23 protein-coding genes are annotated in these 26,273 nt (G+C 58.1%); 15 read left to right on the top strand and 8 right to left on the bottom strand.

Annotated elements, in window-relative coordinates; genetic code table 11:
- Nucleotides 1-264 precede the first annotated feature (264 nt).
- The 5 genes from B3797_RS06260 to pckA all read left to right on the top strand — a co-directional run bounded on the left by B3797_RS06260 (nucleotide 265) and on the right by pckA (nucleotide 6,372).
- On the top strand, nucleotides 265-2,400 hold the full coding sequence (locus B3797_RS06260) for an intracellular growth attenuator family protein (protein ID WP_311790658.1): 2,136 nt from the start codon (nucleotides 265-267) through the stop codon (nucleotides 2,398-2,400).
- A 97-nt stretch (nucleotides 2,401-2,497) separates the two neighbouring features.
- On the top strand, nucleotides 2,498-3,160 hold the full coding sequence (yrfG, locus tag B3797_RS06265; RefSeq protein WP_311784092.1) for a GMP/IMP nucleotidase: 663 nt from the start codon (nucleotides 2,498-2,500) through the stop codon (nucleotides 3,158-3,160).
- Nucleotides 3,161-3,172: 12 nt separating this feature from the next.
- Nucleotides 3,173-3,580 (top strand): ribosome-associated heat shock protein Hsp15, encoded by a 408-nt coding sequence (hslR, locus tag B3797_RS06270; protein ID WP_311784091.1) that lies wholly within the window; start codon nucleotides 3,173-3,175, stop codon nucleotides 3,578-3,580.
- Between the two features lie 19 nt (nucleotides 3,581-3,599).
- Nucleotides 3,600-4,472: an Hsp33 family molecular chaperone HslO gene (gene hslO, locus B3797_RS06275; protein ID WP_120457268.1), complete on the top strand. Its 873-nt coding sequence runs from the start codon at nucleotides 3,600-3,602 to the stop codon at nucleotides 4,470-4,472.
- Between the two features lie 280 nt (nucleotides 4,473-4,752).
- Entirely contained in the window at nucleotides 4,753-6,372 is a 1,620-nt protein-coding gene (gene pckA, locus B3797_RS06280) for a phosphoenolpyruvate carboxykinase (ATP) (RefSeq protein ID WP_311790659.1), read from the top strand.
- 37 nt (nucleotides 6,373-6,409) lie between these two features.
- On the opposite strand, the gene envZ is transcribed toward pckA, so the two are convergent.
- Together envZ and ompR are read right to left on the bottom strand one after the other, a co-directional pair.
- Complete coding sequence (gene envZ / locus B3797_RS06285) at nucleotides 6,410-7,768, bottom strand: two-component system sensor histidine kinase EnvZ (protein ID WP_311784088.1); 1,359 nt, start codon at nucleotides 7,766-7,768, stop codon at nucleotides 6,410-6,412.
- Nucleotides 7,765-8,484, bottom strand: a complete 720-nt coding sequence (gene ompR / locus B3797_RS06290) for a two-component system response regulator OmpR (protein WP_001157751.1) — start codon at nucleotides 8,482-8,484, stop codon at nucleotides 7,765-7,767. Before ompR ends, envZ begins: the two co-directional genes overlap by 4 nt.
- Before the next feature lie 72 nt (nucleotides 8,485-8,556).
- Here ompR and B3797_RS06295 point away from each other — a divergent pair, with 72 nt between their 5' ends.
- From B3797_RS06295 to B3797_RS06315, 5 genes are all read left to right on the top strand, one after another.
- Complete coding sequence (locus B3797_RS06295; protein WP_311790660.1) at nucleotides 8,557-8,934, top strand: hypothetical protein; 378 nt, start codon at nucleotides 8,557-8,559, stop codon at nucleotides 8,932-8,934.
- 81 nt (nucleotides 8,935-9,015) lie between these two features.
- Nucleotides 9,016-9,255: an exopolysaccharide production protein YjbE gene (gene yjbE / locus B3797_RS06300; RefSeq protein WP_311784086.1), complete on the top strand. Its 240-nt coding sequence runs from the start codon at nucleotides 9,016-9,018 to the stop codon at nucleotides 9,253-9,255.
- Nucleotides 9,256-9,409: 154 nt separating this feature from the next.
- The gene (greB, locus tag B3797_RS06305) at nucleotides 9,410-9,886 is read left to right on the top strand and encodes a transcription elongation factor GreB (protein WP_120457261.1); all 477 of its coding nucleotides are present in this window, start codon (nucleotides 9,410-9,412) and stop codon (nucleotides 9,884-9,886) included.
- 100 nt (nucleotides 9,887-9,986) lie between these two features.
- Complete coding sequence (locus tag B3797_RS06310) at nucleotides 9,987-12,320, top strand: Tex family protein (RefSeq protein ID WP_311784085.1); 2,334 nt, start codon at nucleotides 9,987-9,989, stop codon at nucleotides 12,318-12,320.
- A 134-nt stretch (nucleotides 12,321-12,454) separates the two neighbouring features.
- Nucleotides 12,455-14,146 carry an alpha-amylase family glycosyl hydrolase gene (locus B3797_RS06315; protein ID WP_311790661.1) on the top strand — a complete coding sequence of 564 codons (1,692 nt, stop codon included), beginning with the start codon at nucleotides 12,455-12,457 and terminating at the stop codon, nucleotides 14,144-14,146.
- Here the strand turns inward: B3797_RS06315 and B3797_RS06320 are convergent, their stop codons facing one another.
- Together B3797_RS06320 and bioH are read right to left on the bottom strand one after the other, a co-directional pair.
- On the bottom strand, nucleotides 14,147-14,416 hold the full coding sequence (locus B3797_RS06320; protein ID WP_311784083.1) for a YdgH/BhsA/McbA-like domain containing protein: 270 nt from the start codon (nucleotides 14,414-14,416) through the stop codon (nucleotides 14,147-14,149). It lies immediately after the preceding gene.
- 170 nt (nucleotides 14,417-14,586) lie between these two features.
- A complete protein-coding gene (gene bioH, locus B3797_RS06325) occupies nucleotides 14,587-15,363 on the bottom strand; it encodes a pimeloyl-ACP methyl ester esterase BioH (protein WP_311784082.1) in 777 nt (258 codons plus the stop codon).
- 35 nt (nucleotides 15,364-15,398) lie between these two features.
- Between bioH and gntX the strand changes: the two genes are divergently transcribed.
- Both gntX and nfuA read left to right on the top strand, forming a co-directional pair.
- Nucleotides 15,399-16,079, top strand: a complete 681-nt coding sequence (gntX, locus tag B3797_RS06330) for a DNA utilization protein GntX (protein ID WP_311790662.1) — start codon at nucleotides 15,399-15,401, stop codon at nucleotides 16,077-16,079.
- 58 nt (nucleotides 16,080-16,137) lie between these two features.
- On the top strand, nucleotides 16,138-16,713 hold the full coding sequence (gene nfuA / locus B3797_RS06335; RefSeq protein WP_120457249.1) for a Fe-S biogenesis protein NfuA: 576 nt from the start codon (nucleotides 16,138-16,140) through the stop codon (nucleotides 16,711-16,713).
- Nucleotides 16,714-16,753: 40 nt separating this feature from the next.
- Here the strand turns inward: nfuA and malQ are convergent, their stop codons facing one another.
- From malQ to glpE, 4 genes are all read right to left on the bottom strand, one after another.
- Nucleotides 16,754-18,826, bottom strand: a complete 2,073-nt coding sequence (gene malQ, locus B3797_RS06340; protein ID WP_311790663.1) for a 4-alpha-glucanotransferase — start codon at nucleotides 18,824-18,826, stop codon at nucleotides 16,754-16,756.
- Between the two features lie 264 nt (nucleotides 18,827-19,090).
- Complete coding sequence (locus B3797_RS06345) at nucleotides 19,091-19,849, bottom strand: DeoR/GlpR family transcriptional regulator (protein ID WP_033753150.1); 759 nt, start codon at nucleotides 19,847-19,849, stop codon at nucleotides 19,091-19,093.
- A gap of 32 nt (nucleotides 19,850-19,881) precedes the next feature.
- Nucleotides 19,882-20,706, bottom strand: coding sequence for a rhomboid family intramembrane serine protease GlpG (gene glpG / locus B3797_RS06350; protein WP_311790731.1), 825 nt, complete (start codon nucleotides 20,704-20,706; stop codon nucleotides 19,882-19,884).
- 33 nt (nucleotides 20,707-20,739) lie between these two features.
- The gene (gene glpE / locus B3797_RS06355) at nucleotides 20,740-21,066 is read right to left on the bottom strand and encodes a thiosulfate sulfurtransferase GlpE (protein WP_311784079.1); all 327 of its coding nucleotides are present in this window, start codon (nucleotides 21,064-21,066) and stop codon (nucleotides 20,740-20,742) included.
- A gap of 227 nt (nucleotides 21,067-21,293) precedes the next feature.
- On the opposite strand from glpE, the gene glpD reads away from it, so the two are divergent.
- From glpD to B3797_RS06370, 3 genes are all read left to right on the top strand, one after another.
- Complete coding sequence (gene glpD / locus B3797_RS06360; protein ID WP_311784078.1) at nucleotides 21,294-22,802, top strand: glycerol-3-phosphate dehydrogenase; 1,509 nt, start codon at nucleotides 21,294-21,296, stop codon at nucleotides 22,800-22,802.
- 620 nt (nucleotides 22,803-23,422) lie between these two features.
- Nucleotides 23,423-23,896: a MarR family winged helix-turn-helix transcriptional regulator gene (locus B3797_RS06365; protein WP_311790664.1), complete on the top strand. Its 474-nt coding sequence runs from the start codon at nucleotides 23,423-23,425 to the stop codon at nucleotides 23,894-23,896.
- Nucleotides 23,897-23,901: 5 nt separating this feature from the next.
- Complete coding sequence (locus tag B3797_RS06370; protein WP_311790665.1) at nucleotides 23,902-26,187, top strand: excinuclease ABC subunit UvrA; 2,286 nt, start codon at nucleotides 23,902-23,904, stop codon at nucleotides 26,185-26,187.
- Nucleotides 26,188-26,273: the final 86 nt, after the last annotated feature.

Genomic DNA, 26,273 nt, shown 5'->3' on the forward strand with positions numbered 1-26,273 from the left:
TGTTGCGCCAGTTAACGCTTTTGCAATAAGTCAACGTCAGAGGGTAAAATTCAGAAAAGACCGATATTTAATTCAGATTCTGACGGTTAACATTCGGACAAGGCATGCTGCATTAACTTCTAATTTAATGATTTTGCGCGTTATTTCCTCTGGCATTTAGCTTGTCAGAATAGTTTATTCCCGCCAAAATTGTCTTAAATAACAGTTCTATCTGGGAGCATTAGTCCAAAGTGAAGGCAGGATTTTGGCTGAATTGAGCAACACATGAGCACAATCCTTATTGTCCTGGTAATAGTGCTGGTCTGCTCAGGTTTGGCAGGTATCGGCTTTTGGTACGCTATGCGGCATCGTCCGCCGTTGGCGAAACCACTGCCATTTATCAGTCCGCCCTGCCGCAAACTCACCGACGATGAACGTCGTGCGGTCGAAAAATACGTCGCCTCGCTTGCGAAGCAGTCGCGCCCCGCCGTACCCGGTGAAAAACATCCTCTCTTCGACAACCTGACGCTCACCGCCCAGAGCAACAATGTCTACCCTGTTACGCGCGCCATCACTCGCTATGGCCTCTCAACCGACGACCCGCACAAGTGGCGCTACTATCTTGATGAAGTGGAAGTGCATCTGCCGCCGCACTGGGAACAATATATTACCGATGAGAACTACGTTGAGCTGATCCGCACCCAGACCATCCCGCTGGTCATCTCGCTTAACGGGCACTCGCTGGTGAATTACGGCAGCGACCAGCCTTCGCTGCCGGCGCTGGTGCGTCCGGGCTCTACCAACGCCTCTATACGCAAAGAAGAGAGCGAAAACGTCGAGCTGCTGCAGGTGCGCAAAGAGACGCTGGAAGAGTATCAGCTGACGCGCCCGGACGGCACGCGCGAAGCGGTGACCATTACCTTCGCCTTTTTACTCTTTTTTATCAGCCTGCTGGTGCCTGCGGCTCTGATGGGCTGGCTGGTGCTGCTGGGATGCGCCATGATCGGTGCCAGCGTCTGGTCGCTGTTCCACATTCCCGCCCAAAAGCGCATGCGCGATATTCACTGCCTGCGCGGCGCGCCCAAGCGCTGGGGGCTGTTCGGCGAGTCGAATCAGGAGCAGAGCAATATCACGCTGGGCATTATCGATCTCGCCTATCCGCCGCACTGGCTGCCCTATGTCGCGCACGATCTGGGCCAGACCACCGATGTCGAAATTTATCTGAATCGCCATGTGGTGCGTCAGGGGCGCTTTTTATCGCTTCAGGATGAAGTGCGTAACTTCCCTATCCAGCGCTGGCGTAAAAACGTGGTGCTGGCCTGCGGTTCGCTGCTGGTAATGGCGATGCTGATCAGCTGGATCCCGCTCAGTATGCCAATCAAACTCAGCCTGGCCTGGATAAAGGGCACTGAGAGTCTGGAAGTAAACAACGTTGATAAGCTGGCGGCGCAGTCGCTGCACGTTGGCGATATTTTAAAAGTTAACGGCACCGGCATGTGTTCCGTCCCCGATAACTATCAGAGCAACCGCAGTTACGCTTATATGCCGTTTGACTGTTCGGCAGTCTACTGGAACAACGCCTCGCCGCTGCCGCAACCCCAGTCCGACATCATCGATAAAGCCTCGGCGCTGCTGGACGCCACCACGCGGCAGCTTCATCCGGAAACCAATACCGATCCCAAACTTAACCCGCAGCTCGCGTCGGCGATTCAAAAGTCGGGCATGATCCTGCTGGACGATTTTGCCGACCTGGTGCTGAAAACGCAGGATCTCTGTAGCCAGCAGCAGGATTGCGTGCGGCTGAAGAACGCGCTGGTGAACCTCGGCAACGCCAAAGACTGGGATACGCTGGTGCGTCGCGCCGACTCCGGGCAGCTGAACGGCATGAACGTGCTGCTGCGCCCGGTGAGCGCCGAAGCGCTGGAAAACCTGGTTAATACCGCCACCTCCAGCTTCTTTTTCCGCGAGACGCGCCGCGCGGCCGAAAACCTCAACAGCCCGCCGCCGGGCGGATTCCTGATCGTCAGCGACGAGGGCCGCCAGCTGGTGAATCAGCCGCAGCCTACGGTGTCGCTGTTCGATCTGGACGCGCCGTCGCAGTGGCGCGAGCTGCAGCGTCTTTCCGGCATGCTGCTGCATACTTCGTTCAGCGCCAGCGGCATTATTACCAGCCTGTCGGTAGACGCCAACGGCACGCGTCATATCGCGCTGCACAACGAACCGGATGCGATGGCGATGTGGCGCTATCTCGGCACGACGCTGCTGCTGGTGGTATTGCTGGCCTGCGCGCTGATTAACGCGCTGCTCTCTCTACGCCGCATCCACCGCAACCGCCAGCGCATGGCGAATATCCAGCAATATTACGACAAGTGCTTTAATCACAATCTCACAACCATGCAGAGCGTGCGCTCAATGTTCTGATGCCCGCGGCGCGGCTGCTGTCCCGCGCGCCGCCCTGCCCTCTCCTGCCCCATTCTGTGCTACCCTGTCGCCCTCTTTTGACCGGAGAACCTGCCTGATGACGCTGAACTGGGCGCAAATCGATACCGTACTGCTCGATATGGACGGCACGCTGCTGGACCTGGCGTTTGACCGTCATTTTTGGCTGGAGCATGTGCCGCTAACGCTGAGCGAAACGCGCGGCATTACACTTGCGGAAGCGGAGGCGCTGATCGCCGGAAAATACCAGGCGGTGGCGCATACGCTAAACTGGTATTGTCTGGACTACTGGGCAGCAGAGCTGGCGCTGGATATTCGCGCCATGACGTTTGCCAAACGTAGCCTGGCGACGATGCGGGAAGATACCGTACCGTTTTTGCAGGCGCTACGTCGGGCAGGAAAACGCACCATCCTGCTGACCAACGCCCATCCGTACAATCTGGATATCAAACTGGCGCAGACCGGCCTTGCGCCGCACCTTGATTTATTACTTTCCACCCATACCTTTGGGTATCCGAAAGAGGACCCGCGCTTGTGGCAGGCGGTGGAGCAGCATACCGGATTTGATCGTCCGCGAACGCTGTTTATTGATGACAACGAGACCATTCTCGACGCGGCGAAAAGCTGGGGCATCGGCTGGTGTTTAGGCGTCAGCAACCCCGACTCCGGGCGTCCCGATCAGGTCTTCCAGCGTCACGCGGCGGTCCGCGATTATCGCACCCTGTGCAGCGCGCTGGCGTAAACGGGAGCAGCAATGAAAGAGAAAAACAGCGAAGGCGTGCGCCTCGACAAATGGCTCTGGGCGGCGCGCTTCTACAAAACGCGCTCGCTGGCGCGCGATATGATCGAAGGCGGCAAAGTTCACTATAACGGTCAGCGCAGCAAGCCGAGCAAGCTGGTCGAGCTGGAAGCGGAGCTGACGCTGCGCCAGGGCAACGACGAGCGCACCGTGATCGTTACCGCGCTGAGCGATAAGCGCGGCCCGGCGGAAGTGGCGCAGCAGCTCTACAGCGAAACCGCAGCCAGCATTGAAAAACGGGAAAAGGTGGCGCTGGCGCGCAAGATGAACGCGCTCACCATGCCGCATCCCGATCGCCGCCCCGATAAAAAAGAGCGCCGCGATTTGATGAAATTTAAATTAACGGGCGACGACCAGGCTTAGCCCCAACGAGAGAAAATTTATGTCTGTACAAGATCAACTGCATCGTTACCTGTTTGAGAATGTGGCCGTACGCGGCGAGCTGGTGAATGTCAGCCACACCTGGCAGGAAATCATCAAAAACCATGACTATCCGGCCCCGGTGCAGACGCTGCTGGGCGAACTGCTGGTGGCGACCAGCCTGCTGACCGCCACGCTGAAATTTGACGGCGACATTACGGTGCAGCTGCAGGGCGATGGTCCGCTGTCGCTGGCGGTCATCAACGGCAATAACCGCCAGGAACTGCGCGGCGTTGCGCGCGTGAAGGGCGATATCCCGGCGGACAGCACCCTGAAAAGCATGGTCGGTACCGGCTATCTGGCAATCACCATTTCGCCTGAGAAAGGCGAGCGTTATCAGGGCGTCGTCGGCCTCGAAGGGGATACGCTGGCGGCCTGTCTGGAAGACTATTTCATGCGTTCTGAACAGCTGCCAACCCGCCTGTTTATTCGCACCAATGAAAAAGGGGCGGCAGGCATTCTGCTGCAGGTTCTGCCAGCGCAGGATACCCAGACCGAAGACTTCAACCACCTGGCGACGCTGACCGAAACCGTGAAGAGCGAAGAGCTGATCGATCTGCCGGCGACCGACGTCCTGTGGCGTCTCTATCATCAGGAAGAAGCGACCGTCTTCGATCCGCAGCCGGTGAGCTTTAAGTGCACCTGTTCGCGCGAACGCTGCGGCGAAGTGCTGAAAACCCTGCCTCAGCATGAAGTTGATGAGATTATCGAAGAGGATGGTCAGGTCGATATGCACTGCGACTACTGCGGCACGCACTACGTCTACGACGCGGTCGATATCGCGGCGATCCGCAAAGGCGGCGCGGAAGGCGAAAACAGCGACAGCATCCACTGATTTATCCCTGGGCGGCTTTGCCGCCCTTTTTCCTCCCCGCTATATCCCCTTAATTTACAAAGTAAAATAAGCTTTTCACGCTAACTTTAGTTTCAAAAGCGGTTGTTTTTGCTGCTTAACGCGCCCTGGTTCGCATTTCTGATGGACAACGCTTTTCCCACAGGCTCAGAAGAGTACACTGCGCGCGATCGTGCATCCGCCCAGCAACACGCGGAGAGGATGGCGCGACACCAATAATTATTCGCCTGTGCAGTACCAAAACGATTTAAGGAGCAGTCACATGCGCGTTACCGGCCTGACCTCGCAAGATCTTGCCGCTTTGGGCATCGAGGGCACCACCGAAGTGGTCCACAACCCCGATTTCGATACGCTGTTTACCGAAGAACTCCGTCCCGAGCTGGAAGGTTATGCGCGCGGCACTCTGACGCAAAGCGGCGCAGTGGCGGTCGATACCGGCATTTTTACCGGCCGCTCGCCAAAGGATAAATATATCGTCCGCGACGACACCACCCGCGACACGCTGTGGTGGAACGATCAAGGAACAGGCAAAAACGACAACCAGCCGCTGTCGCAGGAAACCTGGCAGCAGCTGAAAGCCTGCGTAACCGAACAGCTCTCTGGTAAACGTCTGTTCGTTATCGACGCCTTCTGCGGCGCCAACCCCGATTCGCGCCTCAGCGTGCGCTTCGTGACCGAAGTGGCCTGGCAGGCGCACTTCGTCAAAAACATGTTTATTCAGCCGAGCGAAAGCGAGCTGGCAGACTTTAAACCCGATTTTGTGGTGCTGAACGGGGCGAAGTGCACTAACCCCAACTGGCAGGCGCAGGGACTGCACTCAGAAAACTTCGTGGCGTTCAACCTTACCGAAGGGATGCAGCTGATCGGCGGCACCTGGTACGGCGGCGAGATGAAGAAAGGGCTGTTTGCGGTGATGAACTACCTGCTGCCGCTGCGCGGCATCGCCTCTATGCACTGCTCGGCTAACGTCGGCAAAGCGGGCGACGTGGCGGTGTTCTTCGGCCTCTCCGGCACCGGCAAGACCACCCTTTCCACCGATCCGGAACGTCAGCTGATTGGCGACGACGAGCATGGCTGGGATGACGACGGCGTGTTCAACTTCGAAGGCGGCTGCTACGCCAAGACCATTAAGCTCTCTGAGCAGGCCGAGCCGGAAATCTACCGCGCCATCCGTCGCAATGCGCTGCTGGAGAACGTCGTGGTGCGCGAAGACGGCAGCGTCGATTATGACGACGACAGCAAAACGGAAAATACCCGCGTCTCCTATCCTATCGACCATATCGACAATATCGTGCGTCCGGTCTCGAAAGCGGGCCACGCGAAGAAAGTGATCTTCCTGACCGCCGACGCCTTCGGCGTATTGCCGCCGGTGTCGCGCCTGACCCCTGAGCAGACGCAGTACCACTTCCTGTCTGGCTTCACCGCCAAGCTGGCCGGCACCGAGCGCGGCGTCACTGCGCCGACGCCTACCTTCTCTGCCTGTTTCGGCGCGGCGTTCCTGACGCTCCATCCGACGCAGTATGCGGAAGTGCTGGTGAAGCGTATGCAGGCGGCAGGCGCGCAGGCCTATCTGGTCAATACCGGCTGGAACGGCAGCGGCAAACGTATTTCGCTGAAGGATACGCGCGCCATTATCAACGCGATTCTGGCTGGCGAGCTGGACGATGCCGAAACCGAGACGCTGCCGGTGTTCAATCTCCAGGTGCCGAAAGCGCTGGGTCAGCTTGACGCCGCGACGCTCGATCCGCGTAGCAGCTGGGAGAGCAATGAGAAGTGGCTGGAAGCGGCGCGCGATCTGGCGCAGCGCTTTATCACTAACTTCGAGAAATATACCGATAACGCGGCGGGCGCCGCGCTGGTTAAAGCAGGCCCGGTGCTGTAAAACTTTGGGCGCGGCCATCGCCGCGCCCGCTTACTGCTCAGCTCTGCGTCGCGCTGTTACTGCCCGGCGCAGACTGTTCCGTCAGCGGCAGCCAGGCGCGAATCCGCAGCCCGCCGCGCTCGCTCTCACCAATCTCCAGCGAACCCTGATGCGCATCAATAATGCGCTGCACAATCGCCAGCCCAAGGCCGGTGCCGCTGGTGCTGCGCGCGCTGTCGCCGCGTACAAAGGGCTGTAACAGATGCGACAGCTGCTCCGGCTTGATGCCTGGGCCGTCATCCTCGACCTGAAACCAGGCGCGATGCAGTTCGCGGCCGCTGCTCACCTTGATCCAGCCATTGCCGTAGCGCGCCGCGTTCACCACCAGGTTAGCCACTGCGCGCTTAATCGACAGCGGGTTAATATCCAGCATCAGCTCTTCCGGCATCACGGCGTTCTCAATCTCGCGCTCGTAGCCGCTTTCGGCGGCGACCACTTCGCCCAGCACGCCATTGAGATCGGCGCGTTCGGTCTGGATCTCCTGACCGGTGCGCAGATAATCGATGAACTGCTCAATGATGGCGTTGCACTCTTCGATATCTTTATTGATCGATTCGGCGAGGTAACCATCTTCTTCGCCCATCATTTCGGTGGCGAGACGAATACGCGTCAGCGGTGTGCGCAGGTCATGGCTGACGCCCGCCATCAGCAGCGTACGGTCGTCCGCCAGCTGTTTAACACCGGCAGCCATCTGATTAAAGGCGCGCGTCACCGAACGCACCTCTGACGCGCCATACTCGCGCAGCGGCGGCGGAATAATGCCTTTACCCACCTGTAGCGCCGCGTGCTCCAGATCCACCAGCGGTCGGTTCTGGATGCGGATAAACAGCCATGCGCCGCCAATCGCCAGCAGCATAATCGCCAGCGTGTAGCGGAACAGCGGCGAGAAGTCGCCCTGATGGATCTCCGTCAGCGGCACGCGCACCCAGATGTCAGGCGACAGCCAGGTTTTCAGCCAGACCACCGGCGAATTTTTATTGACCTCGACGCGCACGTCGGTCGGCCCGCCAAGCTGCTGGCCCATCTGCTCACTGAGGAATTCATAATGCTGCGCCCAGCGCAACCCGCTCTCTTCGGCCGCCGCATTGGTATAGAGCGAAATGCCCAGCTCACGGTAGATCTCGCGGCGAAAGGCAGGCGGCACCTCCAGCTGCGTGCCGTCTTCCAGCTGCAGCCGGTCGGTCATCAACATGCGCACTTCATACGCCAGCACCTTGTTGAACTGCTGCAGGCTGGGAAGAATGGCGAAGTTGAGCACCACCAGATAGGTCGTTACCAGGCTGACAAACAGCAAGGTAACGATCAATAACAGGGTGCGGGCAAATGAGCTTCGAGGCGAGAAGCGCAGTCGCCTCATGCTTTAGAACCGTCCGGAACGAAAACGTAGCCCAGGCCCCAGACCGTCTGGATATAGCGCGGGTGCGCCGGATCCTCTTCTACCATGCGGCGCAGACGCGAGATCTGTACGTCGATGGAGCGCTCCATTGCGCTGTATTCGCGTCCGCGCGCCAGGTTCATCAGCTTGTCGCGCGACAGCGGTTCACGCGGATGGCTGACCAGCGCTTTCAATACGGCGAACTCGCCGCTGGTGAGCGGCATCGGCTCATCTTCGCGGAACATTTCGCGCGTGCCGAGATTCAGCTTGAACTTGCCGAAAGCGATAACCGCCTCTTCCTGCGAAGGCGCGCCCGGCAGCTCATTGGCCTGACGACGCAGCACCGCGCGGATACGCGCCAGCAGTTCACGCGGGTTGAACGGTTTTGGAATATAGTCATCCGCGCCGATCTCCAGCCCGACGATGCGATCGACCTCTTCGCCTTTCGCCGTCACCATAATGATCGGCATCGGGTTACTCTGGCTGCGCAGACGACGGCAAATCGACAGGCCATCTTCGCCCGGCAGCATCAGATCCAGCACCATCAGGTGGAAGGATTCACGGGTCAGCAGACGATCCATCTGCTCGGCGTTGGCGACGCTGCGCACCTGAAAGCCCTGCTCGGTGAGATAGCGCTCCAGCAGCGCACGCAAACGCATATCATCATCAACGACCAGAATTTTGTAGTTCTCTTGCATTTCCTACTCCCAAAGGCGCCATTGCCTGAGACGATATTGTTAAAAAAACTTGTCTGCCTGTGACAGCCATTAATGGTTTATATTCTAGTCGAAATTGTTACAAAGCATATTAAACAGGAGCTTATCTTTAATTTTCTCGCTGCGCTAAATGTAAAATCACTTATTTCTGCCGCGATCACAGCCTTTACGGCAATTCTGAAAGTCAGCCGCTTTTTCTCGATATTTGCGGCCGTAAAATTGAGCCGCCGTTTAATCACGCTTGCAGATCAAAGAGTTAATTTTCAATTTGGCTTAGGCGATAATCGTCGTTTCCTTTCCGTACGCCGATGCGGGGCGGCCTCGTCGGGCGACAGCATAAAATATCATCCTTTGCGCGTCTTGCCGCACGCTTCTCTCGGATTAACGCTATTTCCGACAGGGTTCAGGCCATTCAAAAATAAAGCCCGTTAAATCAATTAGTAAAGCTATCTTTCCGCCTGCTGTGAATTGCACCACACTGCTTTCACTCGCTTCACTACAGGGATAGCAATAATGAAAAAAACGTTGTTAGTGCTGGGTGCGCTGGCCACCCTTAGTCTGAATCCTGCTCTGGCGGCGACCGCTACCGGCGAAGCTGCCGGCGCGCAGGCCTCGACCACCGCTCAGGGCAACTCTAACGCCATTGGCGTCGGCGCTGTCGCCGCGCTGCTCGGCGTGGCGCTTGCGACCGCAGGCGGCGGCGATAAGAGCACCTCTTCTTCTACCACCACCTCTACCGTGGCGGGAAAATAACGATTTAAGCCGTTTTAACTTTTTGTACCTGCCCCTTTCGCCACCGGGGAACGACACAAAGGGTTTTCACTGTTGAAAACCTGTTCCCCGACTCTTTTTTGCCGCGCCTGCTTTGCTTTACACTGCCTGCTTTTCCGCTTCCGAGTCGATACGCATGAAAACCCGACTGATCACCCGTGAAGGCTTCAATAAGCTGAAAGCCGAACTCGACTATCTCTGGCGCGAAGAACGCCCCGAAGTCACGAAAAAAGTGACCTGGGCCGCCAGCCTCGGCGATCGCAGCGAGAATGCCGACTACCAGTACAACAAAAAACGCCTGCGCGAAATCGATCGCCGCGTACGTTATCTGACAAAAAGCCTTGAGGCGCTTCGCATTGTTGACTATTCGCCGCAGCAAGATGGCAAAGTCTTTTTTGGCGCCTGGGTAGAAGTAGAAAATGATGACGGCGAGGTAAAACGCTTTCGCATCGTCGGCTACGACGAGATTTTCGGCCGGAAAGACTACATCTCAATCGACTCGCCGATGGCGCGCGCGCTGCTGAAAAAAGAGCCGGGCGACGCCGTGACGGTAGAGACGCCGCTGGGCCCGGCGCTCTGGTATGTCAACGAAATTACCTACCCGGACGCCTGATTCAGAATATCGCTGAAAGCCGCCCTCATCGCTGGCAATTTCACTTTTCAGTCCGTATAACTGTCCCCTGTTTTTCAACCCTGTAAGCAAGACAGAATCGATGATGAAAGATCTCAGCCACATTATTGCCAGTGAGCTGCAGGCGCGTGCGGAGCAAGTTGAAGCCGCCGTACGTCTGCTGGACGAAGGGAACACTGTGCCGTTTATCGCACGCTATCGTAAAGAGGTGACCGGCGGTCTGGACGACACCCAACTGCGCCAGCTGGAGACGCGCCTCGGCTACCTGCGCGAGCTGGAAGAGCGCCGCCAGTCGATTCTGAAGTCTATTGACGAGCAGGGCAAATTGACTGACGAACTCGCCGGCGCCATTAACGGCACGCTCAGTAAAACCGAACTCGAAGACCTTTACCTGCCTTATAAGCCTAAACGCCGCACCCGTGGTCAGATCGCCATTGAAGCGGGTCTGCAACCGCTGGCCGAAACGCTGTGGCAGGATGCGTCGCAGGATCCCGAACAGCTGGCGGCACAATATGTCGATGCCGACAAAGGCGTTGCCGATGTGCGCGCCGCGCTGGACGGCGCGCGCTATATCCTGATGGAGCGCTTCGCCGAAGACGCCACGCTGCTGGCAAAGGTGCGCGACTACCTGTGGAAAAACGCGCATCTGGTGTCGCGCGTAGTCGAAGGCAAAGAGCAGGAAGGAGCCAAATTCCGCGACTATTTCGATCACCACGAAGCGCTGAACAGCGTGCCGTCGCACCGCGCGCTGGCGATGCTGCGCGGTCGTAACGAGGGCGTGCTGCAGCTGTCGCTGAACGCCGATCCGCAGTTCGACGAGCCGCCGCGCGAAAGCTACGGCGAAACGCTGATCGCCGATCATCTCAACCTGCGCCTTAACGGCGCGCCGGCCGACAGCTGGCGCAAGGCGGTGGTGAGCTGGACCTGGCGTATCAAAGTGATGCTGCACCTGGAGACGGAGCTGATGGGCACTGTGCGCGAACGCGCCGAAGACGAAGCGATTAATGTCTTCGCCCGCAACCTGCACGATCTGCTGATGGCGGCACCGGCGGGCATGCGCGCCACCATGGGCCTCGATCCCGGCCTGCGCACCGGCGTAAAAGTTGCCGTGGTGGACGCCACCGGCAAGCTGGTCGCTACCGATACCATTTATCCGCATACCGGCCAGGCAGCCAAAGCCGCGACCGTGGTGGCCGCGCTCTGCGCGAAACATCAGGTTGAGCTGGTAGCGATCGGCAACGGCACCGCCTCGCGCGAGACGGAGCGTTTCTTCCTCGACGTGCAGAAACAGTATCCGCATATCACCGCGCAAAAAGTGATCGTCAGCGAAGCGGGCGCCTCCGTCTATTCCGCTTCTGAACTGGCGGCGCTGGAGTTCCCGAATCTTGACGTCTCGCTGCGCGGCGCGGTCTCTATCGCGCGACGCCTGCAGGATCCGCTGGCGGAGCTGGTGAAAATCGATCCGAAATCGATCGGCGTCGGCCAGTATCAGCATGACGTCAGCCAGAGTCTGCTGGCGAAGAAGCTGGACGCGGTGGTGGAAGACTGCGTGAACGCGGTCGGCGTCGATCTCAATACCGCCTCCGTCCCGCTGCTGACTCGCGTCGCCGGACTGACGCGCATGATGGCGCAGAACATTGTCAGCTGGCGCGACGAGAACGGCCGTTTCCAGAACCGTCAGCAGCTGCTTAAGGTCAGCCGCCTCGGCCCCAAAGCCTTTGAACAGTGCGCGGGCTTCCTGCGTATCAACCATGGCGACAACCCGCTCGACGCCTCAACGGTGCACCCGGAAGCCTATCCGGTTGTGGAGCGCATCCTGGCGGCGACCGAGCAGGCGCTCAACGACCTGATGGGCAACCCCTCCAGCCTGCGCAACGTTAAGGCGGTCGATTTTACCGACGAGCGCTTCGGCCTGCCGACCGTTACCGACATTATTAAAGAGCTGGAAAAACCGGGCCGCGACCCGCGTCCTGAGTTTAAAACCGCGCAGTTCGCCGAAGGGGTCGAAACCCTTAACGATCTGCTGCCGGGCATGGTGCTGGAAGGCGCGGTGACCAACGTCACTAACTTTGGCGCTTTTGTCGATATCGGCGTACATCAGGATGGCCTGGTGCATATTTCTTCGCTGTCGGACAAGTTTGTGGAAGATCCGCATCAGGTGGTGAAAGCGGGCGATATCGTGAAGGTGAAAGTGCTGGACGTCGACCTGCCACGCAAGCGCATCGCGCTGACGATGCGGCTGGATGAACAGCCTGGCGACAGCAACGCGCGCAGCAGCGGCAACGGTCGCAGCGCGCCACGCGACAATGCACGTCCGGCTGGCGGCGCGAAGCCGCGGCCGCGCCAGAACAGCCAGCCCGCAGGCAACAGCGCGATGGGTGATGCGCTGGCGGCGGCCTTCGGCAAAAAGCGTTAAACCCTGCGCGCGCCCGACTTATTCTGCATCGGGCGCGCGTAACCTCCTCTGTAAAGTTGAAAATCCCTCTCTTAACGCTACGCTGAAAGCACGCCTGCATAAAAAACAACCCGGGACGTGGCACCCAATTCGCGATGGAAACGATCACAGCGCTGCTCGATAAAATTTATGCCGACACCTTTCCTCAGGCGGCGCGAGAGCGCCTGCTGCGGCAGATCGCCGCCGCGCGCGATGCGATTAAGCTGCCGCGCAAAGCGCACTGGGACGAGCAGGATGTCGTGCTGATTACCTATGCGGATCAGTTTCGCGAGGCGGATGTCCCCACGCTGCAAACTTTTTCCCGCTTCTATCAGCAGCATTTGCAGTCCACCTTTCCTCTGGTTCATCTGCTGCCCTTTTTTCCCTATTCGTCCGACGACGGCTTTTCCGTCATTGATTACCATCAGGTCAATCCGCTGTGCGGCGACTGGCCCGATGTCGCCCGGCTGCATCAGGAAACGCGCCTGATGTTCGACTTCGTCTGCAACCATATGTCCGCGCATAGCGCCTGGTTCAAACACTACCTGGCGCTCGACCCCGGCTGGGACGATTTCTTTATCAGTATGCCACCCGCCACCGATCTCAGCGGCGTAACGCGGCCGCGCACCTCGCCGCTGCTGACGCCCTTCGAGATGGCGAACGGCGAGATGCGCTTTATCTGGACGACTTTCAGCGCCGATCAGATCGATCTTAACTTCGGCAATCCAGAGGTGCTGATCCGCATGGTGGGGGTGCTGCTCGACTACCTGCAAAAAGGCGCGGACTATGTGCGTCTCGACGCCGTCGGCTATATGTGGAAAACCCCCGGCACGCGCTGCATCCATCTGGAAAAAACCCATCTGCTGGTTAAGCTGTTCCGCGCTATTGCCGATACGGTCGCGCCCGGTACGGTGATCATCACCGAAACCAACGTGCCGCATAAAGATAACGTCAGCTACTTCGGCGACGGCCATGACGAAGCGCAGATGGTTTACCAGTTTTCCCTGCCGCCGCTGGTGCTGCACGCTATCCATTCGGGTTCAGGGCGCGCGCTGCGTCAGTGGGCCGGCGCGCTTGAGCCAGGCAAGGGCGGCACGACTTTCTTTAATTTTCTCGCCTCGCACGACGGCATCGGGCTTAACCCGGCGCGCGGCATTCTCTCTGAGGCGGAAATTGTGGCGCTGGTGCGCGATCTGGCGCTGGAAGGGGCGCTGGTCTCCTATAAAAACAACCCGGACGGCACCACCAGCCCTTATGAGATTAACGTTACCTATCTCGACGCGCTCAATCATCAGAACGACGACGACGATACGCGCCTGCGACGCTTTCTGCTGGCGCACGCTATTCTGCTGTCATTCCCCGGCGTGCCCGCCATCTATGTCCAGAGTATTCTGGGTTCGCGCAACGACTATGAAGGCGTCAAAGCCGCAGGCCACAACCGCGCCATTAACCGGCAAAAATTTGACTTAAAAACGATCGAGGCGGCGCTGGCGGACGGAGACGGGCTGCGTCACGCCATTTATACCCGCCTCAGTCAGCTGATTCAGCTGCGCACGCGCCAGGCCGCCTTTCATCCCGATAACCCGATGACGCTCTACGACAGCGACAATGCGCTACTGGTGCTGCGCCGTCATGGGCCGCAGCAGACGGATAACGGCCTGCTGTGCGTATTTAATCTGAGCGGGAAAACAGTTAAGGCAACGCTGCCGGAGGCGCGGCTTTTTCAGGACGTGATAACAGGGGAGAGAGTTGATGGCACCCAGCAAATTACGCTGGATGCCTGGCAGTTTGTCTGGTTACGTAGCTAATTATTTGTAAACATCCGCGGTGGCGCTGAATTTGCCGTGTTCACGGCCCGCGATCACCCGGTAGTATTTGCCGCCTTTTTCATCAGCCATTTTGGAGAGTTCGCGTTTGGCGTCCATTGGCGAAGTGGTTTCCGCCGTGGTATTCACCGTACCGATTTTCTCCAGCTTCATTTTTTTCACTTCTTCTTTGGTTACTTCCTTAGCCGCAAGCGCCGAAAACGACACTGCGCCCATTACCACTGAAGCCACAACCCATTTCATCACCTTCATTACAATACCCCTCATTCATTTCCGTTATGCGAGATGTAAGCAGACGCCGGATGCGTCAGGCGAGATGGAACGGCATTATCCTCTCCCTGGACAATTCACATCATAAAAGCGACCATGCCTACTTACAAAGTATTACAGCTGGTGAGGAAATTTCCAGCTCTGGCTCTGTTTTAACCGCCAAACTTCTGACTGAAATCAAGAATATGCTGGCAGAAGGCCTCAGGGTGCGAAATAAAGGGCGCGTGCGCGGCTTTCTCCATCACCACGGAAGGCGAAGCGGGCAGCGCGGCGTCGAGCAGCGCTGCGATACGACGCGGCACCAGTCCATCCAGCGCGCCATACAGGCGTAAAAACGGCATCCCGATGCGCGGCAGCTGGTCGCGTAAATCGACATCGCGCAGGATCGCCAGCCCGCCATCCAGCACCGCCACCGACGGCATCGGCTGCGCCAGCACCACCTCTTTTAACCGCCTTGCGTCCTGCCGGGCGCTGTCAGTACCCAGAGTTTGTAACGCCAGGAAGCGCTCGACGGTGCGCTGAAAGTCGCTGTTAAGCTGCGAACGGAAGGTCGCTAACGTTTCCGGCTTAATGCCCGGCCACTCCTCACCTGCGGTAAAACAGGGCGAGGAGGCGACGCTGATCAATCCCGCTACCTGCTGCGGCGCGCGCAGCGCCAGCTCGGTCGCCACCAGCCCGCCCAGCGACCAGCCCAGCAGCAGCGCGCGCGGCGGCAAGTGCGGCAGCAGCTGTTGCGCCATCTCCGTCAGCGAAAGCGCGACGTCGGATGCGCTGCGGCCATAGCCCGGCAGATCGACCAGGTGCAGACGAAAATGCGGGCTGAGCCGCGGCACGATGCTCTGCCACACCTCTGCGTTCAGTCCCCATCCGTGCAGCAGCACAAGATCGCTATTCCCTTCTCCGCAGGTGTGCCAGTAAAGCGAAGTCATCAGTTACTATCCCGTAAAACATTAAGGAGGCCGCTATGCTACCAATGCCAGCCCTCTGTTGGCTATGCCGACTGCCGCTGCGCGTCACCGCCCACGGGCTTTGCAGCGTCTGCCTGAGCACTTTGCCGCCATTGCCGCTTCTCTGCCCGCGCTGCGGGTTGCCCGCCGGCTCCTCCCGCGTCGTTTGCGGGCGCTGCCTGCGCTCACCGCCACCCTGGCAGGCACTGGTCTGCGTCAGCGACTATCAGCCACCGCTAAGTCGCTGGGTGCGTCAGCTGAAGTTTTACCGCATAACCGCACTCAGGGTGATGCTGGCGCGTCTGCTTTTGCTAAGCTGGCTGGAGGCTCACCGCACGCGCGGGCTAAGGCGACCGGATTTGCTGCTGTGCGTGCCGCTGCATAAGATGCGCGCCTGCCGACGCGGCTACAATCAGGCGGCGCTGCTGGCGCAACCGCTGGCGCGCTGGCTAGGCTGCGAGTTTCAGGATGGCGTGCGTCGCAGGCGGCGCGGCGCGCTGCAGCACCGGCTCAGCGCATCGCAGCGCCGTCGCAACGTACGCGGCGCTTTCCAGCTTGAAATCGCCGTCCGCGGACGCCATATCGCTCTGATAGACGATGTGGTGACAACGGGTAATACCGTAGGAGAGATCAGCCGCATTTTGCTGGCGCAGGGCGCGGCCAGCGTACAAATCTGGTGCCTGTGCCGTACCTTGTAGAGCGTCGGTGATGGGCGTATTATAACCAACTAAATTAGTCAACTATTGAGCAATTGCCATGATCCGAATTACAGACTCTGCCCAGGAGCACTTCGCTAAACTGCTGTCAAAACAGGAAGATGGCACCCAGATTCGCGTATTCGTCATTAACCCGGGTACGCCAACCGCCGAGTGCGGCGTCTCTTACTGCCCGCCTGATGCGGTAGAAGCGACCGACACGGAACTGAAGTTCGAGAAGCTCTCAGCCTACGTTGACGAGCTGAGCGCGCCTTATCTGGAAGACGCCGAAATCGACTTCGTTACTGATAATCTCGGTTCGCAGCTGACGCTGAAAGCGCCAAACGCCAAAATGCGCAAGGTCTCTGATGACGCGCCGCTGACGGAGCGCGTTGAGTATCTGCTGCAGGCACAGATCAACCCGCAGCTGGCTGGTCACGGCGGCCGCGTGTCGCTGATGGAAATCACCGAAGATGGCTTCGCCATTCTGCAATTCGGCGGCGGCTGTAACGGCTGCTCTATGATCGACGTCACCCTGAAAGATGGCATCGAAAAAGAGCTGCTGGCCGCTTTCCCGGAGCTGAAAGGCGTCCGCGATCTCACTGAGCACCAGCGCGGCGAACACTCCTACTATTAATATCTGCGCGCGACGGTCGTTGACTGTCGCGCGCTCTCCGCTACTCGCCTTTTCGCGTCTGACTTACCGCCTTCAACAGCTTTGTTACCCCTTTATCCGTAAAGATTGTCTCCAGCGGCTGCGCCAGCTTACGTCGCCAGTTGGGGTATTGATCAACGGTGCCTGGCACGTTGACCGGCGTGGTCATGCCTATCCAGTCCTCTGGCTGCAGGCCCAGCAGCGCGCTGCCGGTTGCCGCCAGAAATTTATGCATCGCCAGGTTAAGCGCAGGCGTCATCTCCAGCTTATCGGCCTGACGCGCGCTGCGTGCCGGCATCGCGCCCGCTTTATGCAGCGCATCCAGCAGCGCCTGCTTCTGCTTCGCCCGTTGCTCGTGCAGCGACTGCAACACCTCTTTGCCGGGATAAAGCTTCAGCTTTTCCCCCAGCGCGAAATCGCCTGCGCTCCAGAAGCCGCTCAGGGTCGGCAGATCGTGGGTGCTGGCGCTGGCAATTGACTGACGTGGATAGTCGCCGGGCAGACGATAGCTGCCGTCGCGCTGCTGTTCAAACCACATCACCTTCCAGGAAAAAACGCCGCTGGCGCGCAGCAGGCCGACGATTTCCGGCGGAACCGTACCGAGATCCTCGCCAATCACCATGCAGCGGTGGCGCTGGCTCTCCAGCGCCAGAATGCCCAGCAGATCCTGCACCGGATAGCTGACGTAGGCGCCTTTATCGGCGTTTTCCCCTTTAGGTACCCACCACAGCCGCAGCAGCGCCATAACGTGATCGATGCGCAGCGCGCCGCAGTCGCGCATATTGGCGCGCAGCATGTCGATAAAGGGCTGATAGCCGCGCGCACGCATTACATGCGGGTCCATCGGCGGCAATCCCCAGTTTTGCCCCAGCGGCCCGAGGCGATCCGGCGGCGCGCCGACCGAGGCCTCAAGCCGGTAGAGCTCGGGATCGTGCCAGGTTTCCGCGCTGCCTTCCGCCACGCCCACCGCCAGGTCGCGATACAGCCCCACCGTCATCTTCAGCGCCTGGCTGCGCGCCCAGCACTGAGCAAACTGGGTTTGCGCCAGCCACTGCAGCCACTGCCAGAAAGCGATCTCATCTTCATGCGCCTCGCACCAGCGCTGCACGTCGGGGGACTGGCTGTTGCGCCAGCTTTCCGGCCAGGCGGGCCAGCCCCAGGCCTGCGCATCTTCGCTGCGCCGTTCCGCCTGCAGGCCGTCGTAGGCCGCCTGATAACGCAGGCTGTCGCCGCCGTCGCGCACGAAATCTGCAAACGCCTGCCGCTGCGCGTCATCATCGGCGCGCAGGCTGAACTGCGCCCAGGCGTGACGCAGCGCGGCGAGCTTCAGCGCCATCACCGCCGCGTAGTCGACGAACTCGCTATCGCGCGCTTTCGCCAGCGCGCGCTGGGTTTTTGCCGCCTTCCACCACTTCTGCGCCGCCGCGCTCTGCTGGAAGTCCTCCAGCTGCGCCACGCTGATATAGATAATATTGAGCCAGCGTCGGGAAGAGGGGCTGTAGGGACTGGCGAAATCTGGCGTGGCGGGATAGAGCGCGTGCAGCGGATTGAGCCCGACGAAATCGCCGCCCTGACGCGCAACCTGCTCCAGAAGCTGCTGCAAATCGCCAAAATCGCCGATGCCCCAGTTATCGGCGGAGCGTACGGTATAAAGCTGCACCAGCGCGCCCCAGCGTTTCTCGCCGTTGCGCAGCGGTTCCGGCAGCCAGCAGCGGCGCGGCGTCAGGATAATGCGCGTCTGCCACTGCTGCTTGCCTTTGCTCAGCGTCAGCTGGTGGTAGCCGTGACCGAGCGGTGACGGCAGCATAAAAGGCGCGCCCGCCTGAAGTTCGCCGCTAAACTCGCGGCCCTTCTCGCTGCGCAGCCGCCACTGATAGAGGCCGCGCCCTTCCGGGTTAAGCTGCCGCGCGGCCCCGCCGCTAAACACCTGTACCGGCGGCAGCGGCGCGCCCTTCTCTTTTCTGGCATCGCCCATCACCGCCAGCAGCGCCGTTTTGGTTTCGTCGCTGATGGCTTCCGGCTCGCCTTTGGCGTTGGTATAGGTCAGAGAAATTCCGGCGGCTACTGCCGCGCGATCCAGTGCGCTCTCTTTCATGCTTTCCCCTTAGCGTTTCGATCCAAAGCCATTGAGTTGCGATGTAATGAATATCTGCGGCATACCTTTTCGGCGCGCAGGCAAACAGAGCATTAAGTAAAGACGGCGCTGGGGAAAAAATCGACAGGAAACAAAGAAAAACGCCAGCCTGAGCGGCGGAGGAGTAAAAAAGCAACGGACGCACCTCAGGGATGAGGTGCATCTTTTATGCGGCAGCGCGCGCTTTTGCGCTTTGCAAGGGCGCTGCCGCTCGCGACCGCGGAATTAGCAGAGTTCGAGCTGCACCTCGTGCTGCTCAATCACCTTCATGATGCTGGCAGGCGGCTGCTTGTCAGTGTAAAGCTGATCGATTAGCCCCATATTGCCCAGGTTCACCATGGCGTTGCGGCCAAATTTCGAATGGTCGACCACCAGCATCACACAGCGGGAATTCTCGATAATGGCGCGTTTGGTGCGCACCTCATGGTAGTCAAACTCCAGCAGCGAGCCATCCATATCGATGCCGCTAATGCCGAGGATGCCGTAATCGAGGCGGAACTGAGAGATAAAGTCGAGCGTCGCCTCTCCCATAATGCCACCGTCGCGCGTACGCACTTCGCCGCCTGCGATAATCAGCCGAAAATCGGGCTTACACATCAGCAGCGTCGCCACGTTGATATTGTTGGTTACCACGCGCAGGTTTTTATGGTTAAGCAGCGCATAGGCCACCGCTTCCGGCGTGGTGCCGATATCAATAAACAGCGTCGCGCCGTCGGGAATTTCGCTGGCGACGCGCTCGGCGATACGCGCTTTCTCCGCCGACCACATCATCTTACGCTCCTGCCAGGCGGTATTTTCAGAGCTGGAAGGCAGTGCCGCGCCGCCGTGGTGGCGCTGAATTTTATTTTGATCGGCGAGGTCGTTAAGGTCGCGACGGATGGTCTGCGGGCTTACTTCAAAATGTTCTACCAGCTCTTCGGTACTGACATATCCCTGACGCCGGACCAGATCGATAATGGCGTCATGACGTTGCGTCTGCTTCACATTACTCTCCTGTTTTCTTCTTTTATCCGGCGCTAACGACGCCGTACTGCCCGGGTATCGACAAACGCCATCGCCAGCCCGACCAGCAGACCAGCGACATGGGCGCCGTTGGCAATGGCGAGCCCGAACGCGCCATACCAGCCGATCACCAGCCATACAATAGCGAAACCAATCAGTCCGCGTTCCAGATAGACGCCGCTTTCGGGGTCGCGCTCGCCGCGCAACCAGCAATAGCCCATCAGCGCGTAAACCACGCCCGACAAACCGCCGAACCAGATACCGCTAAATTTCGCCTGCACAAAGCCGCTCAGCAGCGCCGAGATCAGCATAATGACAAACAGCTTGCCGCTGCCGAGCCGTTTCTCCACCGCGCCGCCGAGATACCACCACCACATCAGGTTAAAAAGGATATGCAGCAGCGAGAAGTGCAGCAGCGCATGGCTGAACCAGCGCCACACCTGAATATATTGCCCCGGCCCATCTGGCCAGCTCAGCCACAGCAGCACCGTCTGATCGCCAAAAATCTGCATCAGAATAAACACCGCGACGCAGGCAAAAAGAATAGTCATGGTGAGCGGCCCGGCACGATCGCGAATATTCGCCCATAAGTTGCTGCGCTCATAGCGCAGGCCGCTTTTCGTATTGCCGGTATGCCAGCTTGCGGCCTGATAGCGCGGATGGTCAGGCTGACGAACGAACTGCTGAAGTTCGTTTTCGACCATTTCAAGCTGGCTCTCATCATCAAGCAGGATGACGTAATGGCCGTCATGTTCGATTCGCAGCTTGACGCCGCGCGTCGCCATATAGTCGACAAACGCCTGCGCCATGCGCGGGTTATTAAACTGCGTAATGCGCACCATTAATCACTCTCCTTGTACTTCGGGCGCGGCTCACAGGCCGCCGTCGACAACCTGATCCGGGAACGCGGCGCGCCAGGCGTCGAAACCGCCATCAATGCTGTAGGCTGCGCTGAAACCCTGACTCAGCAGATACTGCGCGGCCCCTTTGCTGCTGTTGCCGTGGTAGCACATCACCAGTACCGGCAGCTCGCGGCTGGCGCTGGAGAGGAACTCATTTAGGTTGCCGTTGCTCAGGTGCTGCGCGTTTTCCGCATGGCCGAGCGCAAAGCTCTGCGGATCGCGAATATCGACCAGCAGCGCGCCTTGCGCCAGATGCTCGCTGGCCTGCTGAACGTTAATACATTCGAAGGTTTCCATAATTCTCTCGTTAGGACGACACAATTACCGCCTAGTGTAACCTGATAAGTAGCCTCAATAACCTGACAAAGCGTCCGGGTATGTATTTATTTCTCAGCAAGAATGTTAGCTATATCACGCTAAAATGTTTTTACCGCGTTAAACACTGGCATCAATGTTGGTTTGCGATTATGATTATGCTCGAAAACGAACATTAATGAACTATTCCGAACATCGGAGGAGATGACGTGGAAACCAAAGACCTGATCGTGATCGGCGGCGGCATCAACGGTGCCGGTATTGCAGCGGACGCTGCAGGACGCGGCCTGTCAGTGCTGATGCTGGAGGCGCGGGACCTGGCTTGCGCGACCTCTTCCGCCAGTTCCAAGCTGATTCACGGCGGCCTGCGCTACCTTGAGCACTATGAATTCCGTCTGGTCAGCGAAGCGCTGGCTGAACGCGAAGTCCTGTTGAAAATGGCACCGCATATCGCCTTCCCGATGCGCTTCCGTCTGCCGCACCGTCCGCATCTGCGTCCGGCGTGGATGATCCGCACCGGCCTGTTTTTATACGACCACCTTGGCAAACGCACCAGCCTGCCAGGCAGTAAGAGCCTGCGTTTTGGCGCGGATTCGGCCCTCAAGCCAGAAATCACGCGCGGTTTCGAATATTCCGACTGCTGGGTAGACGATGCGCGCCTGGTAGTGCTGAACGCGCAGGAAGTGGTTAAGCGCGGCGGTGAAGTACGTACCCGCACCCGCGTTACGCGCGCCTGGCGTGAAAACGGCCTGTGGACGGTGGAAGCTGAAGATGTCGACAGCGGCAAAACCTATAGCTGGCGTTCAAAAGCGCTGGTCAATGCGGCTGGCCCGTGGGTTAAGCAGTTCTTTGATGACGGCCTGAAGCTGAAATCGCCTTACGGCATCCGTTTGATCAAAGGCAGCCACATCGTGGTGCCGCGCGTTCACAACGAGAAGCAGTCTTACATTCTGCAGAACGAAGATAACCGTATCGTGTTTGTGATCCCGTGGATGGATGATTTCTCCATCATCGGCACCACCGACGTGGAGTACAAAGGCGATCCGAAAAACGTCAAAATCGAAGAGAGCGAGATCGACTACCTGCTCAAGATTTACAACAGCCACTTTAAGAAACAGCTGGCGCGTAACGACGTGGTCTGGACCTACTCCGGCGTGCGTCCGCTGTGCGACGACGAATCTGATTCGCCGCAGGCAATTACCCGCGACTATACGCTGGACGTGCGCGACGATAATGGCCAGGCGCCGCTGCTGTCGGTATTTGGCGGCAAGCTGACCACCTATCGTAAGCTGGCGGAGCATGCGCTGGAAAAACTGACGAAGTATTTCCCGAACGCCGGCCCGGCATGGACGAAAAACTGCGTGCTGCCAGGCGGCGATATCGCCGGTAGCCGCGAAGATTACGCCGCCAGCCTGCGTCGTCGTTATCCGTTTATCACCGAAGGCATGGCGCGTCACTACGCCCGTACCTACGGCAGCAACACCGAAACGCTGCTCGAAGGCGCGACGCGTCTTGAGGATCTGGGCGAGAACTTCGGCCATGATTTCTATGAAGCCGAGCTGCGCTATCTGGTGCAGAACGAATGGGTGCGCGAACTGGATGACGCTATCTGGCGTCGTACCAAGCAAGGAATGTGGCTGACTGAAGCCCAGCAGGCGCGCGTGGCGGAATGGCTGGCGATGCATAGCCAGAAACCCAGCCTGTCGCTGGCAAGCTAAAGAAAAAACGGGGCTTCGGCCCCGTTTTTATTTCAAAATATCTTCGACTCGACATTCCACTAAACTATAAATAAGTCAGTAAATATCAATCTATCAATAGATTAATCGGGTTAAGCATATATTGATGCTTGCCAGAATCCACCCCAGCCTTTACTTGCGCGCCTCCCGTAAAACTTCCGGAAACCAGGATGTACAGGATATCGTTATAGAAAAATCAGACTCACCGGACCAACAGTCGATGTGGCAAAGCTCTGGCGCAGACCGTCGGGCTTAGCGATATCATAGTGCTCGGCTTTCTATGCAACCCCCCGACTGGCTGCCACGTGCTTATGCTCCAGCACCGTACCCAAACCAGTAAGCGTCACAAACCCACGTTGAAGCAATACGGGGCCTGACCGCCGGCTCGTGCCCCTCATCATGCCGTTCCGGCTGCTACCGTGGCAAAGAGTGTTTGACCAGTAACCAGGGCGATAAGTTACCGGGACGGTGCACCGCGGCAGGCAGAATCTTTCGGGAAACTTTTTGAAAGCGCAGCTGATCATATAGTTGAAAAAAGGAAACCATATTGATAATTTATCCTGATAAAGGGCAAATTAAAGTTGCATAAGGGAAACCTTTTTTTGAAACCCGCATCCATTATTCAAGCCGACGACGAACCCAGCGCTCTGGAAAATGCGCTCTCGCACCTGCAATGTACGCTCATTGCGCGGCGCGCCCGCTATACGCCCGAAAGTGTGAGCTGGCCCCAATACGACATCCTGGAGTTTTTGCGGTTGCAAGGACCTGCGACGCCCTCACAGCTAGGCGAAAAACTGAGTGCCACACGTACTGGCATGTCTAAGTCTCTTCGTGTGCTCAAAGAGCTCGGGCTGGTGGAGCAAATGCAGGGAGAAGAGGATCGCCGCGAGCAGATCACTGCGCTGACAAGGTCAGGTCGTGATTTTCTCATGCGTGCCGCAACAGGTAGACGCGACGCGGCACAATGTGTCATGGCCATATTGACGCCTGGTGAACAGGCTTTGTTTTCAGAGCTATGCGAGAAAGTCAGCGCTGTATTGACTCATGATGGTACTGAGGAACAAGGAGGCCGATAAATTCCGTGACTGCTCCGTACCGAGATATCGAGATCATTGGCGCACGCAATAACAATCTGTGCAGCGTTACCCTATACATTCCTAAACACTGCATCACAGTATTCACCGGCGTGTCCGGTTCAGGCAAATCTTCGCTAGTGTTCGACACGATCGCAGCTGAATCCCAACGCCAGCTCAACGAGAGCCACAGCGCTTTCGTCCGTCACCGACTGCCGCATTATGGTCAACCACTGGCCGATGCCATACACAATCTACCAGCATCCATCGTAGTCGATCAAAAGCCGCTGGGCGGCAATGCGCGTTCAACAATAGGCACAGCTACCGACATTCAGCCATTGCTGAGGCTGCTGTTCTCACGCCTTGGCCAGCCATTCGTGGGCTATGCAAATGTATTCTCGTCCAATCATCCGCAAGGAATGTGCCCTACCTGCCAAGGACTGGGTACGGTGAACGAGCTTGACCTTGACCTCCTGCTCGATCGCAGCAAGTCTTTGAATCAAGGAGCAATCAAGTTCCCCACGTTTGCCCCCGGCACGTTCCGCTGGAAGCGATATGCCTGCTCCGGCATGTTCGACTGTGATAAGCCGCTGGCCGATTACACCCCAGCGGAACAACAAACACTCCTGTACGCTGACGATCTTGTCGTGAGCAATCCGTTGCCTGGATGGCCGTCGTCAGCGCGATATCAGGGCATAGTTCCGCGCTTTCGGCGCGCCTATCTGGAACATGAACCCAGCCGGCTGACTCAGGCCGAGCGAGAAGGACTCGCCCGCGTCATCACACGCCAGCAGTGCCCGGCGTGTAGTGGTGCGCGGCTTAATCCGACCATTCTGTCCTGCAAAATCAACGGTAATTCCATCGCGGATTGCGCCAGCCTGCAAATTTCCGACCTGTTAGCTTTTATTCGCACAATCAATGCCAAACCTGTCGCCCCGGTAGTGTCCGCCATCATCGAAAGGCTGGAACAGATGTGTGCCATTGGCCTGGACTACCTGGACCTGAGCCGGGAAACTGCCAGCTTGTCAGGTGGGGAATCCCAGCGGGTGAAGATGGTTCGCCATCTTGGTAGCAGTCTCACTGACATAGCTTACATCTTTGATGAGCCCAGCGCAGGGCTGCATCCGCGCGACGTCCATCAACTTAGCGTTTTGCTACGCAGCCTGCGTGACAAGGGCAATACTGTCCTGGTGGTGGAACACAACCCAGACATCATAGCTATTGCCGATCATGTAATAGACATGGGGCCTGGCGCCGGGAAAAACGGCGGCCATATTGTGTACCAGGGCAATGTCACAGGTTTGCGGCAGGCCAACACATTGACAGGACGTTACATGCGGCAGGGCGCCGCACTTATGAAACATAAACCGCGCGCTGCGACGGGACAGATCGCACTGCATGGTCTTTCGTTGCATAATCTGCACGATGTTAACGTTTCTATACCTACAGGCGTACTGACCGTGGTGACCGGCGTCGCCGGTTCCGGCAAAAGCACGCTCGTCAACCGCCTTTTGCCCCGTTATTACCCCCATGCCGTCCTGATTGACCAGAAAAGTTTAGGGGGAACGCGGCGCTCGTCGGTTGCAACCTACATTGGCGTACTTGACGAGATTCGCGCGTGTTTCGCGAAGTCCAGTGGTCAGCCCGCAAGCCTGTTCAGTAGCAATGCTCAAGGTGCATGTCCGATCTGTAAGGGCCTGGGATCAGTTCTGACCGATCTGGCTTTTATGGACAGCGTGGAAACACCTTGTGATGCCTGCGGCGCTACGGGGTTCAACCATACGGCACGCGCCATCACATGGATGGGCTGTAATATTGCTCATGTTTTGGCCTTATCCGTGGAACAAGCACTGAAATATTTTCATTCCTGCCAGCTCGTTATTGAACCATTGCTTCGACTCGCCAAAGTTGGATTAGGTTACTTATCACTGGGACAACGCTTGAATACGCTTTCTGGCGGCGAGCGCCAGCGTTTAAAACTGGCCTCCAGCCTGGCCGCAGAAGGTAGCCTTTATGTCTTTGACGAGCCGACTTCTGGTCTGCATATGTCTGATGTGGAGCGGCTGCTTGCAATTTTTGATGACCTTACTCAGCGAGGTTGTACCGTCATCGTGGTTGAACACAACCTAAACGTCATAGCTTATGCAGACTGGTTGATAGAAATGGGACCCGGGGCGGGCAAACAAGGAGGAAGGATCATTTTCCAGGGCTTACCTGCAACCATGCTCGACGCCCCGGAATCAGTGACCGGACCGTTCCTTCGGCAACACTTCATCGGGGCTACGGCAAAGTAAAATATGGAATGCAGAGTGGTATTGCATCCACAGCGTCGCCGAAAAATATCTACTTCATCCGGTATTGTCGGTAAGGCGCAATTGAG

Source organism: Pantoea sp. UBA5923 (genome assembly GCF_002431095.1).
Lineage (GTDB): Bacteria > Pseudomonadota > Gammaproteobacteria > Enterobacterales > Enterobacteriaceae > Pantoea > Pantoea piersonii.